Genomic DNA, 16169 nt, shown 5'->3' with positions numbered 1-16169 from the left:
CCAAATACATCCGAATTGGATCTAATGATCAACCATTTTCCTTATTATAATGAAGCCATACCAATCCGAAAAGGGAGGAAAATGTGCATGAATCACACTTTAGGCAGATCGGGCATTCCCGTAAGCCCGCTCGGTTTAGGCTGCTGGGCGATCGGGGGACATTTTACGCTGGATGGTCTTCCGGATGGATGGGGGCAGGTCGATGATCAAGAATCGATAAAGGCTATTCACGCGGCGATGGAAAGAGGGGTAACCTTCTTTGATACAGCGGACGCTTACGGCACGGGACATAGTGAGGAAGTGCTGGGGCGTGCCGTGAAGGGAAGGCGTCAGGAGGCCGTCCTCGCTACAAAGTTTGGTTTCACCAACAACGAGGCAACCAAAGAAGTGTATTCAAGACACGACGTCTCCCCTGCATACGTTCGGGATGCATGCCAGCGGTCCCTGAGACGGCTCGGGACCGATTATATTGATCTTTACCAGATACACGTCGGCTCTTTGAGCACAGAGGAATTGGAATCGGTCACCGATACGTTGAATGGGCTGCAGCAAGAGGGCTTGATCCGCAGCTACGGCTGGAGCACCTGGGATGCCGCGCAAGCGGAGGGTTTCGCTCGGCAATCCGTGGCCGCTGCTATTCAGCATCCGTTGAACGTGCTAAGGGACGACCCGGAGATGATCTCGGTTTGTGAACGCTACGGGCTTGCGAGCATCAATAACTCGCCGCTGGCCATGGGGCTGTTAAGCGGAAAGTTTACGGCTGACTCCAAGCTTCCGATCTCAGATGTAAGAGGAAGCGGTCATGAGTGGGTGACTTATTTCCATGAAGGGAAGGCGGTACCGTCCTTCCTGTCCAAGCTGGAGGCCATAAGGGAAATTTTAACGAGCGGAGGCCGCACCTTGGTCCAAGGGGCGCTTGCTTGGATTTGGGGGCGCAGCCCGGCGGCCATACCGATCCCGGGATTCAAGACGACTAGCCAGGTGGAAGATTTGACAGGCGCGATCGGACAAGGGCCACTGTCTGAATCGCAAATGAAGGAAATCGACGATATTCTCCGCTCCATGTAATTCGATATTTCGGAAAAGCCCCTGGTTCTGGTACCAGGGGCTTTACATTTAAAGCGATGCGGTTGGGTCCAAAGGCAGCGTTCTTTGATTTCGTTTCGTTCCATTTTTTGATGGGAGGAGATTGAAACGATATGAACGAATTTGTAAAACGGTAGACTTCGATCAGAGTTGTACGATATCTCGTACAACTAGGCAATCCACATGTGCCTCGACTGAAAGAGCAACCATGCAACATTAAATATTGAACAGGAGTGAGAGACCATGGACTTGAGATACCCGATCGGGCCTTTTGCTTGGGAAGGAACCGCTACAGCAGAGCAGCGGGAGAGTTGGATAAGCGATATTGAGAAGCTGCCTTCAATGCTCTCGGCCGCCGTGCAAGGTTTAAGCGAGGATCAGCTAGGCCTTCCATATCGCGAAGGTGGCTGGTCCATCAGACAGGTTGTGCACCATCTTGCCGATAGTCATATGAACAGTTACATCCGTTTTAAGCTGGCGCTGACGGAGGACAATCCGACGATTAAGCCCTACGATGAGCAGAAGTGGGCGATGATGCAGGACGCGACCCTTGTCAATGTTCAAGTATCCCTTTCATTAATCGAAGGACTGCATGCCCGCTGGACGGCTGTGCTAAACGCCATGAACCCGAGCGATTTCGATCGAACCTTCTATCATCCCGAATCCCAAAAAACCATGAGCCTGGATTATGCAACCGGCATGTATGCATGGCACGGGAAGCATCATACGGCCCACATTACATCCCTGCGCGAGCGATTAGCCATATAAGGAAATTCCCGGATGGCTCCGTTTGAGACGGAGTTTTTTATTCATGCATGTCGTGATATCTAACTTGATTGTCGTAATATTACACTGTAAATCCGGATTTTCCTGTGATAGATTTAGTGCATGATGTCTTAATATTTAATACTGGGGTGACGATCATGATCAGAATCGGAAAAATCAGTTATTGGCATGTTCACGCTTGGGACTATACGAAACAAGCCCAGGAGCATCCGGGCACGGAAATTGCTGCGGTCTGGGACGAAAATCCGGAACGCGGCCGCAAAGCCGCAGAGCAGCAGGGCGTTCCGTTCTATGAATCATTGGATGAAATGCTGGCACGCGAAGATATCGATGGCGTTATTGTGGATGCACCGACATCCATGCACCGTGACGTTATGGTGAAGGCGGCGAAGGCCGGCAAGCATATTTTTACGGAAAAGGTCATTGCGTCAACGCTTCACGAAGTGAATGAAATTCTAGAGGCAGTGAAGGAGCATGGCGTGAAGCTGACCGTATCGCTGCCAAGACTAAACGATGGCTATACGCTTGCGATCCGAAAAATTCTTGAGGAGGGCTTGCTTGGTAAGGTGACGCTGGTACGGGTGCGTTTGTCGCATAACGGCGCGACCGCAGGCTGGCTGCCCGAGCATTTCTTCAGTCTGTCCGAATGCCATGGCGGTGCGCTGATTGATCTGGGTTGCCACCCGATGTATTTGACGCGGCTGTTCCTTGGTGAAGCGCCGGTCGATGTGCAGGCGAATTTCGGTTACGTAACGGGCAAGGAAGTCGAAGATAATGCGGTGGCCACTTTGTCGACCGAATCGGGCGCCGTGGGCATCGTAGAGGCCGGATTCGTGAACAATTACTCGCCATTCACCATTGAAATTCATGGTACGGACGGTACGATTCTGTATGGCACACCGGATAGCAAATTGCTCATTCGTTCCTCGAAGAAGGAGGAGTATAGCGAAGGCTGGGTAGAGCTTCCGGTACCTGCGAATCGCGAAAGTGCTTTTGAACAGTGGGTTACACATATTAAGACCGGCACAAATGCTGACGAGAACATCGAATACGCCGTAGAACTGACCAAGCTGATGGAGGCTTCCAACCGCGCTGCGAAGGAACGCCGCGCCGTCCGATTGGATGAACTGCAGGCGTAAGCGTAAGGGTAAGGTGAGTTTCCTGCAATGAGCACCCATTTTCCATATGAAAGCATGAAGGAACGACAGGATGCCTTGGAGCGGCTGGATTTGAAAATTTATTGGGGCCGGTATGAAATCCGGGTTCTGCGTTTTCATCTGACGACGTTCCCGCCGGGGAAGATCGTTTCCTTCCACAAGCACGCCGAATTTGAATTCCATTTCATTCCTCGCGGTAAAGGAACCGTGATCATGGAAGAAACGCCCTATTCGCTCCGAGAAGGAATGTTCTATCTAACAGGGCCAAACGTGCTGCATTATCAGGAAGCGGACCCGGTGGAGCCGATGGATGAGCTTTGTCTTCACGTGGATATTACGCAAGTGGATGAGCAGGAATTGCATAAGGAGAATCGGTCGCTGCCGGCTGCGGATCCGTGGGAGATCGCTGAAGCGGAAGACTGCATGGAGAAGCTGAAGGAGCTGCCGCTGAAGCCGACGATGGATATCCATCGGGCCATGCCGTATTTTCTGGAGGCGTATCAAGCCTCCCAGGAGAAATATCCAGGGCTTTATACGACCATCAAGCACTGCATTATTCAGATTCTGATCCGAACGGTAAGAGCTTATGCCTCGAAACCGACGGAGGCGGAGCTGCCGTCAAGAGACATGAAGGCGTACCGCTATCAGCTGGCCATGGAATATATTTATGCCAATTCGGCGGGCGAGGTTGTGCTGGATGATGTTGCGGAGAAGCTGCATATCAGTTCAAGGCAGCTGCAGCGAATATTCAAGGATCAGGCGGACGGGCGCTCCTTCAGTGAAATCCTTGAGGATGTCCGGCTTGAGTCCGTGTGCAGGAGGCTGCTCGATACGGATTGGTCGATCGACAAAATTGCATTGCACGAAGGATTCTCCAGCGGAAGCTATCTGCATACGGTCTTCCGCAAACGTTATGGCTTCACGCCTTCAACTTATAGAACGATGAAAGTGAAATCGTAGGGGGAACATCAGACATGGGGAAAACCATTCGAATCGGCATCATCGGAAGCGGCGGGATCGCCGGAGAGCATGCCAAATATTATAAACAAATTGAAGATGTCCAGATTGTAGCCGTGGCGGACATTCTGCCGGGCAGAGCGGATCAGTTCATCGAGCGATGGGGGCTGCAAGGCGCGATCGGTTTCGATGATCACCGCAGACTTCTGGATCTGGAGCTTGACGGCGTGAGCATCTGCACACCGAATGTCGCGCATTACCGCACGACGATCGACGCGCTTACCGCTGGTAAACATGTCATGCTGGAGAAGCCGATGTCCGTTACGCTAGATGAAGCCATTGAGATGGTACAGACCTCGAAGCGGACGGGCAATATGCTGAACGTTGGCTTCCAGCCGCGGTATGACCCGAATATGGGGATCATCCGGGATCTGATCCAGAACGGGGAGCTTGGCAAGGTTTACTATGTGGAGACGGGCGGCGGACGCCGGCGCGGCATGCCGGGCGGCACGTTTATCCGCCAGGAAATTGCGGGTGCGGGAGCGATGGCCGATATCGGCTGCTACTCGTTGGATATGGCATTGAATGCCATGGGATATCCGAAGCCGCTGACCGTATCGGCGTATACATCCAATCATTTCGGCACGAATCCGAAATACCATGCGGAGGCCGGATCGTTTGACGTCGAGGATTTCGGGGTTGCTATGGTGCGCTTCGAAGGGGACCTAGTCCTGAACTTCAAGACATCCTGGGCGATGCATATGGATACGCTGGGCGCTACTATGTTCCTTGGAACCGATGCGGGGATGAAGATTACGCCGGCCGGTACGGGACCTTGGAGCGGCGTATGGGACGGAAGAGTAGGCTCGATCTCGGTATTCCATGACATCCAGGGGCATCATACGGAAAGTCCGATTCCGCTGATCAACCACCAGATTAACGTGTTTGAGGAGAAAATCAAGGATTTCGTCCGGGCGGTCCGCGAAGGCGGTCCCGCACCGATTCCAGGGGAGCAGGTTCTGCGCAACCAGGCGATTCTGGACGGGATTCTGCGCTCCTCCCAGAGCAAAAAAGAAGTGGAAATCCAGATTCCGGATTTGGATTAGAATGAGTGAAAGCCGCGCCATAGGCGCGGCTTTTTTGTTGCATTGGGCTTTGGGTGAATCGGGTCATACATCTCGTAAATGATCATTTCGTCATGGTTTTCGGCACTTCATATGGACAAGAAATATCTGACGGAGTTCTTCCATTATATGCATGAATATGGTATCATTCAGCATATGCGAACGATTGTTCTGTTGGGTAATTGAAAGAACCATTTTGTATATCCCATAACTTGATCAATAGGAAGGTGCAGCCGTTCATGAATGAGCGTTACGCCGAGATAGATGAAGTCATCGCATACATACATAAGAACATTTACGAGCCGTTACCATTGTCATTATTAGCCAACTACATTGGATACAGCCCATATCACTTCTCCCGGATCTTCAAGGAGCGCATCGGACTTCCTCCTTTGTATTATGTATCCTCACTCCGACTTGAGAAGGCCAAGGATTTGCTGCTGCATACACATCTGAGCATCCGGGATATCGCGCTTGAGATCGGACAACAAAGCCTGGGCACCTTTACAACCCGCTTTACCGAAAGGGTAGGGGTATCTCCGTCGAATTTTCGCAATTCCAGGGATGAGGTGAACGAGCGTTTGTTAGCGCTTCAAAAGCTGAGCAACTGGCGGCAATCGATGCCTGTGTTAAATCCCAACGCAACCATTGAAGGCACGGTACATGCTCATGCCCCGTTTCAGGGTGTTATTCTGATCGGATTATTCGCAAAGCCCATACCCGAAGGCCTTCCGCTGTACGGCACGCTCCTGCCATCGCTGGGTCCCTTCAGATTCACGGATGTTAAACCCGGAACGTATTACTTGATGGCAACCTCCGTTCCATGGGGCATGCAACCTGTGGACGTTCTTCTTACCCAATCTACAACGCTGCGCACCCGTTCCAGGGAGCCGATTGTCGTGACACCTTATACCAAGGTTCCGCCGTTAGAAGTAACCTTGCACGTTCCTAGATTGGATGATCCGCCGATTCTGATCTCGCTGCCGCTGCTCATGGACCATTTCTTGAAGAAGGTGCCTCTGGCCATCCGGTAGGCTGTTAAGGAGGATTTGCTATTTGAAATGATTGTACCCATTATCTATTCTCCATGATTGAAGGGCGTCATCACCGCTAAGAGCAGTATCGCTGAACGGTGGTTCGTTGACAATCACGCCGCGAATCATGATACTTAAATGAGGGGCATCAGGCATTGCAAGAGCGGAAAGCCAATATGCCTGAGTTTAAGCGCGACCGCAGTGACTGTATCACAGCTTGCTTGTTTCGCCCCCGTGCAGGAATATGGTAGAATGGACCATACGCCTTACGAGATTTGAGACGATCTATTGAATACAGGAGGGAACTATGGAACTCATAAATCCGGCTGAAGTACAGCGAATGATCGATACATTGAAGAATCAGGATTTATATATTCATCTTGAAATGACGACAGGTGCTTATGCGGCTCATTATGACAGCTCGAAGCATCCTGCAGCGAATTTCATCACGAATGCACTGATCCGGTACGAGCACGGCTCTATATCGGGGAACGGCCCTTACCGGGTCGGATTGAAGATGAGCCATGGCTGGGTTTACACCGAAGGGCTTACGCATTTCGAGCAATCCGATACGGAGCGGCTGATCATGGCCGGCCATGACAGTCAAGGGAAGCTGGTCGTCGCACTGCAGCTTAGTCGGGAGCCTTTTTAAATACAGAGAGGAGTTGAGGAGAATGGGGCAAAACATACTGGTAATCCTGCCGCATCCGGATGATGAAGCGTTCGGCTTATCCGGGACGCTGGCTAAATATATCGTTGAAGGCGCGCATGTGACCTACGCTTGTCTGACACTCGGGGAGATGGGCCGCAATATGGGCATTCCGCCGTTCGCCAACCGCATTACATTGCCGAGCATTCGTAAAGCCGAGCTGGAGGAATCCTGCAAGGCCATCGGTATCCAGGATTTGCGGCTGATGGGCTTCCATGATAAAACGATCGAGTTCGAGGATCAAGATAAGCTGGATGGAGTGATTGCATCCTTGCTAGAGGAAATCAAGCCTTCGCTTGTCTTCACGTTCTATCCCGGTTACAGCGTACACCCGGACCATGATGCAACCGGCGCAGCCGTAACACGTACCATTCAGCGGATGCCGGCGGAAGAGAGACCGGCCGTACACTGTCTGGCATTCTCCAAGAATTGTGAGGAGGAGCTCGGCAAGCCGGACGTTATTCATGACGTATCCATGTTTATTGTGCAGAAGATGAACTCGATCCAGGCTCATCGCTCGCAGTTCCAGGCAGCGGAGCTGCTTGGCAAGAAGCAGCTGAAGACGAAGGAAATCGAGCAGCGCTTCGGGACCGAGCGCTTCTGGACATATACATTCGCTTAAGCAAGTATTGGTGATCGAAACCGTTCCTTTGAGAAATGGTCGCTCTTCGCTTCCATTCCGTCAAAGGGCGGTTTTTTGCGTTTGCGGAAACTAGGTTCATGATTAGGGGATAGGAATCGACAATGGATACAACGTTCCCTGCATGCAAAAAGAGGTTTTGCCGGTTTCCTCCGAGACGACCAGCACGAGGGCGTCGCACAATTCAGTCAAACCGATGGCCGCCCGATGCCGGGTGCCCAGCTTCCGTTCTCCGTAGGTACGGCCAGTTAGCGGCAATACATTGGCTGCCGAGAGAATCATATCCTGCCGAACAAGGACGGCCCCGTCATGAAGCGGGCTGCCTTGAATGAAGATGGACTCGAGCAGCGGGCTCGTGATTTCGGCAGACAACGGAATTCCTGGGGTGATAAAAGGCTCCAGCACATCTTCTCGTTGAATCACGATCAGCGCGCCCATCTTCTTCTGGCTTAAATGATAGATCGAGGTCGCAATTTCTTTGTATTTTTTCGTAAAAGGATAGAGGAAACAGTTCAAATAATAGGTGGAGGAAAGAGCTTCAGCCTCCAGGAATTTGGATCTGACGAGATCCAGATCATTGAGCAGGCAGGTTTGATCCTGATCCAGCTTCTCGATGATCTGCCGGATCTGCTGTTCGATCTCGACGAGCTGCTCCTCAAGCTTGTGCTTCAGCGGGGCAAAATTGCAATGTTCCGTGCTTGATCCCATGAATTTCCCTCCTTATCCTTAGGTATCTTTACTATTCCCCTATCCGTATATTCTTATGGCTGCTGTACGCAAACACCTCTCCTTGTAAAAGCCACTCCCCGCAAATACCGCCCAACACGTCCAAATAGTCAACTTTGAGAGCATCATATCCCGAACTTATCGATTTATCAGCAGATCTGATAACTGCTATAAGAACATTCGAATTGACCGTTTCCCCTAGCTATGATAGGTTCAGAGGAGTAATAAAATTAATTGTATCGTATTACTGGGAATTAAAATCGGATGCTTTTGCGAGGTGGATATTGTTGGAACTTCAAGTAACGAACAGCCCTTTCAACCAAGAGCAGGTTGATCTGTTGAACCGTTTGCTGCCGACATTGACGGAAGCACAGAGAACCTGGCTCAGCGGCTATATTACAGCTCTCCAAAGTACGGCAGCTGCCTTGGCTATCCCTGCTGCTGCTACGCAAGCGACGGTTTCGGTCAGCGCAGCTCCCGCGGCGGCTGCACCGAAGGAAATCACCGTATTATTCGGCTCTCAGACCGGCAACTGTCATGGATTGGCGAAGAAGCTCACCAAGAAGCTCGAGGAAACAGGGATGAAGGTCACGCTGTCATCCATGAGCGACTTCAAACCGAACACGCTGAAAAAGCTGCAGCATCTCCTCATTCTCGTGAGCACGCACGGTGAGGGAGAACCGCCGGATAACGCGATCCCTTTCTACGAATTCCTCCACAGCAAGCGTGCTCCGCAATTGGACGGTTTGCAGTATTCCGTGCTGGCGCTGGGAGATACCTCGTATGAGTTTTTCTGTCAGACCGGAAAGGATTTCGACAAGCGGCTCGAAGAATTGGGAGGACAACGGCTGGCGCCGAGAGTGGATTGCGACGTAGATTTTGATGAGCCGGCATCCGAGTGGATGACTCAAGTTCTTCGATCCTTGAATCAGTCCGGCGGGCTTTCGGCTGCTTCGGGTGAAGCTGCTGCGGTAGCTCTGAGCGAGAGTACGGAATCGGAATATTCGAGAAGCAATCCGTTTCAGGCCGAAGTGCTGGAAAACATGAACTTGAACGGCCGGGGTTCAGAGAGGGAGACCCGCCATATCGAAATATCCCTCGAAGGTTCCAATCTCCAGTATGAACCGGGGGACAGCCTCGGGATTTACCCGGAAAATCATCCGCTGCTGGTAGATGAGCTGATTACGGCGATGGGATGGAATGCGGACGAAGAGGTTGTGATCAACAAGAACGGCGAGGTGCGCAAGCTTCGCGATGCGCTGCTGCGTCATTATGAGATTACCGTGCTGACAAAGCCTTTGATTGAACAAGTGGCGAAGCTGACGGGCCATGAAGGGCTGAAGGGCCTGCTCGAGCCAGGCCACGAACAGGAGCTGCGCAATTACATTCAAGAGCGCGACCTGCTGGATTTGGTTCAGGATTACGGATTGCGGGAAGTGCCAGCCCGTGATTTGGTAGGGGTCCTGCGTAAGATTCCAGCACGCCTGTATTCGATTGCAAGCAGTCCGAAGGCATATCCGGACGAGGTTCACATTACGGTACGAACGGTCCGTTATGAGGCACATGGCCGGAACCGTTACGGCGTTTGCTCCGTTCAATTGGCCGAGCGGCTTCAGGCCGGCGATGCACTGTCGGTGTACATTCAGCACAACCCGAATTTCAAGCTGCCGGCGAATCCGGACACGCCGATTATTATGATCGGACCGGGTACGGGAGTTGCTCCATTCCGGGCATTCCTCGGGGAACGCGAGGAGACCGGCGCCTCAGGGAAATCATGGTTGTTCTATGGGGATCAGCATTTCGCAACGGACTTTCTGTACCAGATCGAGTGGCAGCGCTGGCTGAAGGAAGGGGTACTGACGCGGATGGACGTGGCCTTTTCCCGTGATACGGAGCAGAAGGTTTATGTACAGCACCGCATGCTGGAGAACAGCAAAGAGTTATATCAGTGGCTGCAAGAGGGAGCCTGCGTCTATGTATGCGGAGATGAGAAGAAGATGGCTCATGACGTGCATGCCGCGCTGGGCACCATACTGGAGCAGGAAGGCGGCCTTAGTCCGGAAGAGGCATCGGAATACCTTACCCTTATGCAGCAACAGAAACGTTATCAGCGGGATGTCTATTAATTTAGGAAGCGATATCCCGTGATCGCGAGAGGAGAGCAGGGACATGTCTGATAATAATTTGTTATCACCGAATAGTGCACCGCATAGCGATGTAGAAGATATTAAGCGCCGAAGCAACTATCTGCGAGGCAGTCTGGTCGAGACGCTTCAAGACCGCATCACGGGCTCCATCCCGGAGGATGATAACCGGCTCATGAAGTTCCACGGCAGCTACATGCAGGATGATCGGGATCTGCGGAATGAGCGGCATAAGCAAAAGCTCGAGCCAGCCTATCAATTCATGCTTCGCGTTAGAGCCGCCGGAGGCGTGGTGACGCCGGAGCAATGGCTGATGATGGATCGCGTCGCCCAGAAGTATGCCAACGGGACGATCCGGTTGACTACCCGTCAATCGTTCCAGCTTCACGGCGTGCTTAAGTGGAATATGAAAAGCACGATCCAGGAAGTGAACGCAGCGATGCTGAGCACGTTGGCTGCTTGCGGTGACGTGAACCGGAACGTCATGCTCAATCCGAATCCGTACCAATCCGAGGTTCATTCGGAGGTCTACGAATGGGCACGCCAGATCAGCAATCATCTGGATCCCCGCACTCGGGCATATCACGAAATTTGGCTCGATGGGGAAAAGGTCGTCGACAGCCGTGAGGATGAAGAGCAGGAGCCGATCTATGGCAAAGTCTACTTGCCGCGTAAATTCAAGATTGGCATCGCGGTTCCGCCTTCCAACGACGTCGACGTGTTCTCGCAGGATCTTGGCCTGATCGCGATTGTGGAAGACGGGAAGCTCCAGGGCTTCAATGTAACGGTAGGCGGCGGCATGGGGATGACGCACGGGGATCCGCTCACTTATCCGCAGGTAGGGAAGCTGATCGGCTTCTGTAAGCCGGAGCAGGTCATCGATGTTGCGGAGAAGACGGTTACGATTCAGCGTGATTACGGCGATCGGGCCGTGCGAAAGCATGCCAGATTCAAGTATACGATCGATGACCGCGGAATCGGCTGGTTCATAGGCGAGCTGAGCAGCCGGCTGGGCTGGGAGCTGGAGGAGGCGCGTCCGTTCCATTTTGACCATAACGGCGACCGCTACGGCTGGGTAAAAGGCAGCAATGGACGATGGCACTATACCCTCTTTATCCAGAACGGCCGGGTGAAGGACGAACCGGATTATTTGCTGATGACGGGTCTGCGGGAAATTGCGAATATTCATAACGGCGATTTCCGCCTCACGGCGAACCAGAATCTGATCATTGCCAATGTCAGCAGCCATAAGAAGAAAAAGATCGAGGAACTCATCCAAACCTATGGATTGACGGACGGCAAACACGGCTCTGCGCTTCGCCGCAATTCCATGGCCTGCGTGGCGCTGCCGACCTGCGGTCTGGCAATGGCGGAGTCCGAACGCTACCTGCCTTCGCTGCTGGATAAAATCGAACCGATGCTTGCGGAGCACGGACTGAGCGAAGAGGATATCGTCATTCGGATGACCGGTTGCCCGAACGGCTGCGCACGGCCGATGCTTGCGGAGATTGCATTTATCGGCAAAGCGCCGGGCAAATACAATATGTACCTGGGTGGAGGCTTTTCCGGTCATCGACTGAACAAGCTGTACAAGGAGAACATCGGAGAAGCGGAAATTTTGGATACCCTTCGTCCGATCATCGCCCACTATGCCCAAGACCGGCACGACGGCGAGCATTTCGGTGATTTTGTCATTCGGGCAGGCTATGTGCAGGAGGTACTGGACGGCCGGCAGTTCCACGCATAATCGGTTCGCGAAAAATACCAAGAGCCTCACCCTTCTGTCCAGGGTGAGGCTCTTGAATTATTTCGGATAGGGATCAAACGCTTCCTTTGGAAACCGCGCTTCGTTTCAATAACGGAAGGAGGAAGAGGACGCCAACAAGGAACAGGATGGAGCTGATCGAGTAGACGGTAACCAAGGAGGAGACGCCTTTCAACATGCCGCCCAGCGACATGCCGATGACCATCATGCCCATGAACATCGGGGTGAGAATGCCGCCTACCCGGCCGATAAAGGAGCTGTCGGTATTTTTCAGGATCAGCGTATTGATGCCGATGTGGATGCAAGGGTAGAAAAAACCGTTCACGACTTGAAGCAGCAGCGTTAGCGGGATATGGGTAGAAAAGCCGATACCGATTGTTCCGATGGCGCTGACGGCAAGTCCAGTGGCCAGTAGAGTTTGAGGGGAAACCTTCTTCGCCAACCACATGACGAATCCACCGCCAACGAGCATAGCCGCACCGTTCGCCGTCAGCAGCCATTGAAGAAACGCTTTGTCCTTCCCCAGATTCTCGATCGTGACGAACAGCAATAAGGGCTGGATCAGGCCTGCCGCCAGCCCGGCGACCGTAAACGTAGCGCCAAGAGAGCGCAAGGCGGGCCGATTCCAGACATACTGAAACCCTTCCGTCAACTCTCGTTTAAAATCAGGCTTATCAGATGGCCGGGCATTCTTCTCGTCTCTTGGCAGACGGGATAGGAACAGTGCGGATCCGCTGAATAACACGCCCGTAACGACCAGCGATATTTCGATGCCGTACCGCTGGTAGACGAAAGCTCCGGCGATCGGGCCGATGACCATAAAGAAAGCCACCAACGATTGAAACATCGCCATCAACGATTGAAGCTGCTCCTCCGGCACATGACGTTTAAACAGCTTCATCGTGGAAGGCTGCGAGAATTGGGAGACGACCGCTGAGAAAAAGGTTAGTCCGAGCAAAGCCTGCCATGATCCGAGGTGAACGGCGGCCAATACGAGAAATACGGAAAGGGCGGACAGCATATCAGCCCCGAGCATCGTTCGTTTGGGCTGCCAGCGGTCGGCATACGTTCCTCCGATGATCGCAAAGAGGAAGATCGGCGCATATTCCGCAACGGATATCAGCGAGACGTACAGCGGGTCATTTTGGGTCAAATCCGTAACGTACAGCAAAATCGCAAAGTTACGGACCCAAATGCCCAGGTTGAGAAACACCCGCGACAGCAAAATGACGCGGACGTAGGGATTGTTAGACACGGAAATAGGGCTCCTTTCTAGGCTATCGAATGAATCAAGCTAAATAACGTAATCAAACAAACGAATGCGCAGAACGATGTTTAATACATAGACATAATAATAAAATGTCTATAAAATTACAAGTGTTTATTTTTCCGTATTTATGATGCTGCAGAGGAATAGGCGTATACTTCGGCGATATTATCGTTCGTGCAGGCTATGTGCAGGAGGTACTGGAACGGCCTGCAGCTTCACGCCTAAACGTACAGATAGACGAAATAAGAGCCACTCCCTTGATGATAGGGGGGGCTCTTTGTTTTGTGCTTGTTTATAGGGATGTGATTCCATCGGGATCCTTGAAATAATCCATCAAGAACTCGCGAAATGTGCGGGCAGCCAGAGACAGATATTGTTTGCTATGCCAGACCAGCCGGTAATCGCGCCTGCATTTCGGTTCCGTGATCGGAATCAGCGTAAGCTTACCGTCCTGAGCGCTTTTGCATCCGTACAATGCAACCCCGATCCCCGCTCGAACCAGGCTGGCAACTGCCGGCGGCTCATCCACCCTGCATACATACTTTGGACGGATTCCCGCTTCACGAAAGTACTCGTCATACATCTTTTGAAAAATAAAATCTTCTTTATATCCAATAAACGATTCTCCGCCCAGCTCGGACAACCGGACACTCGTTTGACCCGCCAGCCGGTGCCCCGCCGGTACCGCTAAATAGATGTCTTCGCTCAGAACGGTAACCTGGGACAAAAAGGGCTGCTCCAGGGCTATTGAAGTAAAGCACATATCGGCCCGCCCGTCTTCCACCAGTTGGATCATTTCATCCGGACTGACCTGGGAGATCTTGAAGTTCACGTCGGGATATCGTCCAATAAATCGGCTGAGCGGATCGGACAGCAGGTCGAGCGTAGAGGTTGCCAAGTGGATGCTTCCATGCTCGAGACCGGCCAGCTCCATTACTTCCTTCTGACCTTCCTCAAGCAGCCGCAGCGCGCGATCCACCTTGTCCAAATATAATTTACCAAATGCATTTAACCGAATTCGTCCGCCGTATCGATCAAAAAGAGGGACGCCGACATCGGCTTCCAGCCTTGCAATCGTCTTGCTAAGAGCAGGCTGAGCGATGTGCAGCTCCTGTGAGGCCCTCGTCATATGTTCCATTTTGGCTACTGTCTGAAAATAACGCAGCTGGAGCAGCTCCATCTTCATCCCCCTATATACTGAAGTATATGATCAACATGTTAGGATATATATTTCAGTTTATTCCAGAAGCCATATAAAATACAAGTGAAACAGAAGGTCATTCCTCTATTTATCGGGGATTCCATTTAAGTCAGGGGTGTTATGCATGGAGAAACGGTCAATTAAGTCACCCACGGACCGCCTCATGGTCTTAGTGGCCCTCACCCTTGCCGTTACGGTTATGAATGCAACGATGTTCAACATTGTGCTTCCAGAGATTCGGCATGAATTCAAGCTAAGCATGTCAGAGGTCAGTTGGGTGAGCACCACGTATTTGCTGGTGTTTGCGGTCGGCAGCGTAGTGTACGGCAAACTCGCAGATGCTTGTCGGTTAAAATCCCTGATTACGTTTGGATTCATTACCTTTGCGGCGGGCTCGCTTGTCGGGATGCTGTCGTTATCCTATGGCATGGTCATTGCCGGACGGATGCTGCAAGCCGCAGGCGCGGCTGTAATCCCTGCTGTATCAGGAATAATCCCTGTTCGTTATGTTCCGTCATCTACGAGGGGGAGAGCCCTGGGGATTACGATGACGGGCGGCGCTGTCGGCAGCGCCGCAGGCCCGGCGTTGGCAGCCCTGCTGTCGAGCGTTGTGCATTGGCGGCTATTGTTCCTGCTGCCTGTGCTGACCCTGCTGTTATTGCCGCTTTACTACAAATATTTACAGGATGATCAGCAAGGCCGCAAGGTAAGGATGGATTGGCTTGGAGGAGGATTGCTTGCCGGGACGATTGCCATGCTGCTGCTGTTCGTAACGTCGGTGGCACCATGGACATTCATTGGCTTCGTTTTGCTTATGTCGGCTCTGCTCCTGAGAATAACGAGTTCTGAAGAACCTTTCATCAGTCCCCGGCTTTTTTCGAATAGGCGTTATGCGCTGGGCCTGGGTATTGTCTTTATGACAACCGGCATCGGCTACTCGCTATCATTTCTGACACCGACCCTGCTGTCCGAATTGCATGGGATGGGAGACGGCAGGTCCGGTTGGGTGCTGGTACCCGCTGCTGTCCTCGCAGCGCTCTTAAGCAAGTCGGGAGGGCGAGCGGCGGATCACAAGGGCAACAGCTTTCTTTTCTTCTTAGCCTCGACGCTATACATGATCTGCTTCATGATGATGTCTTCTTTTTCAATGGGTGCGCAGATTCTCATCGCCTTATTCCTAATCTTTGGCACTGTAGGCCAGGCGTTTATGGCGATTTCGCTTACCAAAACCATATCGCTGGCCCTTCCGAAGGATCAAAGCGGTGTTGGCCTGGGGTTGATGTCGATGCTGAATTTTGTTTCAGGAGCTGTTTTTGCCAGCCTGTACGGAAGAATGGTGGACCAAGGGATCGGTTCAGCCTGGAACCCTTTGATTGGAGAGAAAACCGCTGAAGCCAATACCTTCAGCAACATTTATTTGCTGCTGGCCATGCTGATGATGGCGGTCGTCATGATCTATGCAGCAGCGTTCATACGGCGGTCGAAGAAGCTTCAGGATGCTTCCTCAACAGGGTGAAAGTCCAGGTGCGGAAAGGGCGAAGGAAGTTATATCTGTCAAAATTAATTTCGT

The 16169-nt window shown here is 52.2% G+C and carries 14 protein-coding genes; 11 read left to right on the top strand and 3 right to left on the bottom strand.

Annotation, left to right across the window (positions count from 1 at the left end; all coding sequences use genetic code 11):
* Window positions 1-87: 87 nt before the first annotated feature.
* From J2Z18_RS19480 to bshB2, 8 genes are all read left to right on the top strand, one after another.
* Window positions 88-1068, top strand: coding sequence for an aldo/keto reductase (locus J2Z18_RS19480; protein ID WP_007130151.1), 981 nt, complete (start codon window positions 88-90; stop codon window positions 1066-1068).
* Window positions 1069-1329: 261 nt separating this feature from the next.
* Window positions 1330-1854, top strand: a complete 525-nt coding sequence (locus tag J2Z18_RS19475; RefSeq protein WP_007130150.1) for a YfiT family bacillithiol transferase — start codon at window positions 1330-1332, stop codon at window positions 1852-1854.
* Window positions 1855-2009: 155 nt separating this feature from the next.
* Entirely contained in the window at window positions 2010-3011 is a 1002-nt protein-coding gene (locus J2Z18_RS19470) for a Gfo/Idh/MocA family protein (protein ID WP_040738678.1), read from the top strand.
* Between the two features lie 27 nt (window positions 3012-3038).
* Entirely contained in the window at window positions 3039-3989 is a 951-nt protein-coding gene (locus tag J2Z18_RS19465; protein WP_007130148.1) for an AraC family transcriptional regulator, read from the top strand.
* 14 nt (window positions 3990-4003) lie between these two features.
* The gene (locus J2Z18_RS19460) at window positions 4004-5092 is read left to right on the top strand and encodes a Gfo/Idh/MocA family protein (protein ID WP_007130147.1); all 1089 of its coding nucleotides are present in this window, start codon (window positions 4004-4006) and stop codon (window positions 5090-5092) included.
* 257 nt (window positions 5093-5349) lie between these two features.
* Window positions 5350-6144 (top strand): helix-turn-helix transcriptional regulator, encoded by a 795-nt coding sequence (locus J2Z18_RS19455; protein WP_007130146.1) that lies wholly within the window; start codon window positions 5350-5352, stop codon window positions 6142-6144.
* Between the two features lie 307 nt (window positions 6145-6451).
* The gene (locus J2Z18_RS19450; RefSeq protein WP_007130145.1) at window positions 6452-6796 is read left to right on the top strand and encodes a YojF family protein; all 345 of its coding nucleotides are present in this window, start codon (window positions 6452-6454) and stop codon (window positions 6794-6796) included.
* A gap of 22 nt (window positions 6797-6818) precedes the next feature.
* Window positions 6819-7475 carry a bacillithiol biosynthesis deacetylase BshB2 gene (gene bshB2, locus J2Z18_RS19445; protein WP_007130144.1) on the top strand — a complete coding sequence of 219 codons (657 nt, stop codon included), beginning with the start codon at window positions 6819-6821 and terminating at the stop codon, window positions 7473-7475.
* Window positions 7476-7577: 102 nt separating this feature from the next.
* Here bshB2 and cdaS read toward each other — a convergent pair whose 3' ends face one another.
* Window positions 7578-8201: a sporulation-specific diadenylate cyclase CdaS gene (gene cdaS / locus J2Z18_RS19440; protein WP_007130143.1), complete on the bottom strand. Its 624-nt coding sequence runs from the start codon at window positions 8199-8201 to the stop codon at window positions 7578-7580.
* A gap of 305 nt (window positions 8202-8506) precedes the next feature.
* On the opposite strand from cdaS, the gene J2Z18_RS19435 reads away from it, so the two are divergent.
* Together J2Z18_RS19435 and cysI are read left to right on the top strand one after the other, a co-directional pair.
* A complete protein-coding gene (locus J2Z18_RS19435) occupies window positions 8507-10345 on the top strand; it encodes an assimilatory sulfite reductase (NADPH) flavoprotein subunit (RefSeq protein ID WP_007130142.1) in 1839 nt (612 codons plus the stop codon).
* Window positions 10346-10388: 43 nt separating this feature from the next.
* Window positions 10389-12110, top strand: a complete 1722-nt coding sequence (gene cysI / locus J2Z18_RS19430; protein ID WP_007130141.1) for an assimilatory sulfite reductase (NADPH) hemoprotein subunit — start codon at window positions 10389-10391, stop codon at window positions 12108-12110.
* Between the two features lie 73 nt (window positions 12111-12183).
* Here the strand turns inward: cysI and J2Z18_RS19425 are convergent, their stop codons facing one another.
* Complete coding sequence (locus J2Z18_RS19425; RefSeq protein WP_007130140.1) at window positions 12184-13383, bottom strand: MFS transporter; 1200 nt, start codon at window positions 13381-13383, stop codon at window positions 12184-12186.
* Window positions 13384-13690: 307 nt separating this feature from the next.
* Window positions 13691-14578 carry a LysR family transcriptional regulator gene (locus J2Z18_RS19420; protein WP_007130139.1) on the bottom strand — a complete coding sequence of 296 codons (888 nt, stop codon included), beginning with the start codon at window positions 14576-14578 and terminating at the stop codon, window positions 13691-13693.
* A 145-nt stretch (window positions 14579-14723) separates the two neighbouring features.
* On the opposite strand from J2Z18_RS19420, the gene J2Z18_RS19415 reads away from it, so the two are divergent.
* Window positions 14724-16115 (top strand): MFS transporter, encoded by a 1392-nt coding sequence (locus J2Z18_RS19415; RefSeq protein ID WP_007130138.1) that lies wholly within the window; start codon window positions 14724-14726, stop codon window positions 16113-16115.
* Window positions 16116-16169: the final 54 nt, after the last annotated feature.

This window comes from Paenibacillus lactis (assembly GCF_017873605.1).
GTDB lineage: Bacteria > Bacillota > Bacilli > Paenibacillales > Paenibacillaceae > Paenibacillus_AQ > Paenibacillus_AQ lactis.
Note: the sequence above shows the minus strand (reverse complement) of the source record. Positions and strands in the feature narration are given on the sequence as shown.

Coding starts and splice junctions, on each gene's coding strand:
- J2Z18_RS19480 (WP_007130151.1), top strand. CDS start 88: ATGAATCACACTTTAGGCAGATCGGGCATTCCCGTAAGCCCGCTCGGT.
- J2Z18_RS19475 (WP_007130150.1), top strand. CDS start 1,330: ATGGACTTGAGATACCCGATCGGGCCTTTTGCTTGGGAAGGAACCGCT.
- J2Z18_RS19470 (WP_040738678.1), top strand. CDS start 2,010: ATGATCAGAATCGGAAAAATCAGTTATTGGCATGTTCACGCTTGGGAC.
- J2Z18_RS19465 (WP_007130148.1), top strand. CDS start 3,039: ATGAGCACCCATTTTCCATATGAAAGCATGAAGGAACGACAGGATGCC.
- J2Z18_RS19460 (WP_007130147.1), top strand. CDS start 4,004: ATGGGGAAAACCATTCGAATCGGCATCATCGGAAGCGGCGGGATCGCC.
- J2Z18_RS19455 (WP_007130146.1), top strand. CDS start 5,350: ATGAATGAGCGTTACGCCGAGATAGATGAAGTCATCGCATACATACAT.
- J2Z18_RS19450 (WP_007130145.1), top strand. CDS start 6,452: ATGGAACTCATAAATCCGGCTGAAGTACAGCGAATGATCGATACATTG.
- bshB2 (WP_007130144.1), top strand. CDS start 6,819: ATGGGGCAAAACATACTGGTAATCCTGCCGCATCCGGATGATGAAGCG.
- cdaS (WP_007130143.1), bottom strand. CDS start 8,201: ATGGGATCAAGCACGGAACATTGCAATTTTGCCCCGCTGAAGCACAAG.
- cysI (WP_007130141.1), top strand. CDS start 10,389: ATGTCTGATAATAATTTGTTATCACCGAATAGTGCACCGCATAGCGAT.
- J2Z18_RS19420 (WP_007130139.1), bottom strand. CDS start 14,578: ATGGAGCTGCTCCAGCTGCGTTATTTTCAGACAGTAGCCAAAATGGAA.
- J2Z18_RS19415 (WP_007130138.1), top strand. CDS start 14,724: ATGGAGAAACGGTCAATTAAGTCACCCACGGACCGCCTCATGGTCTTA.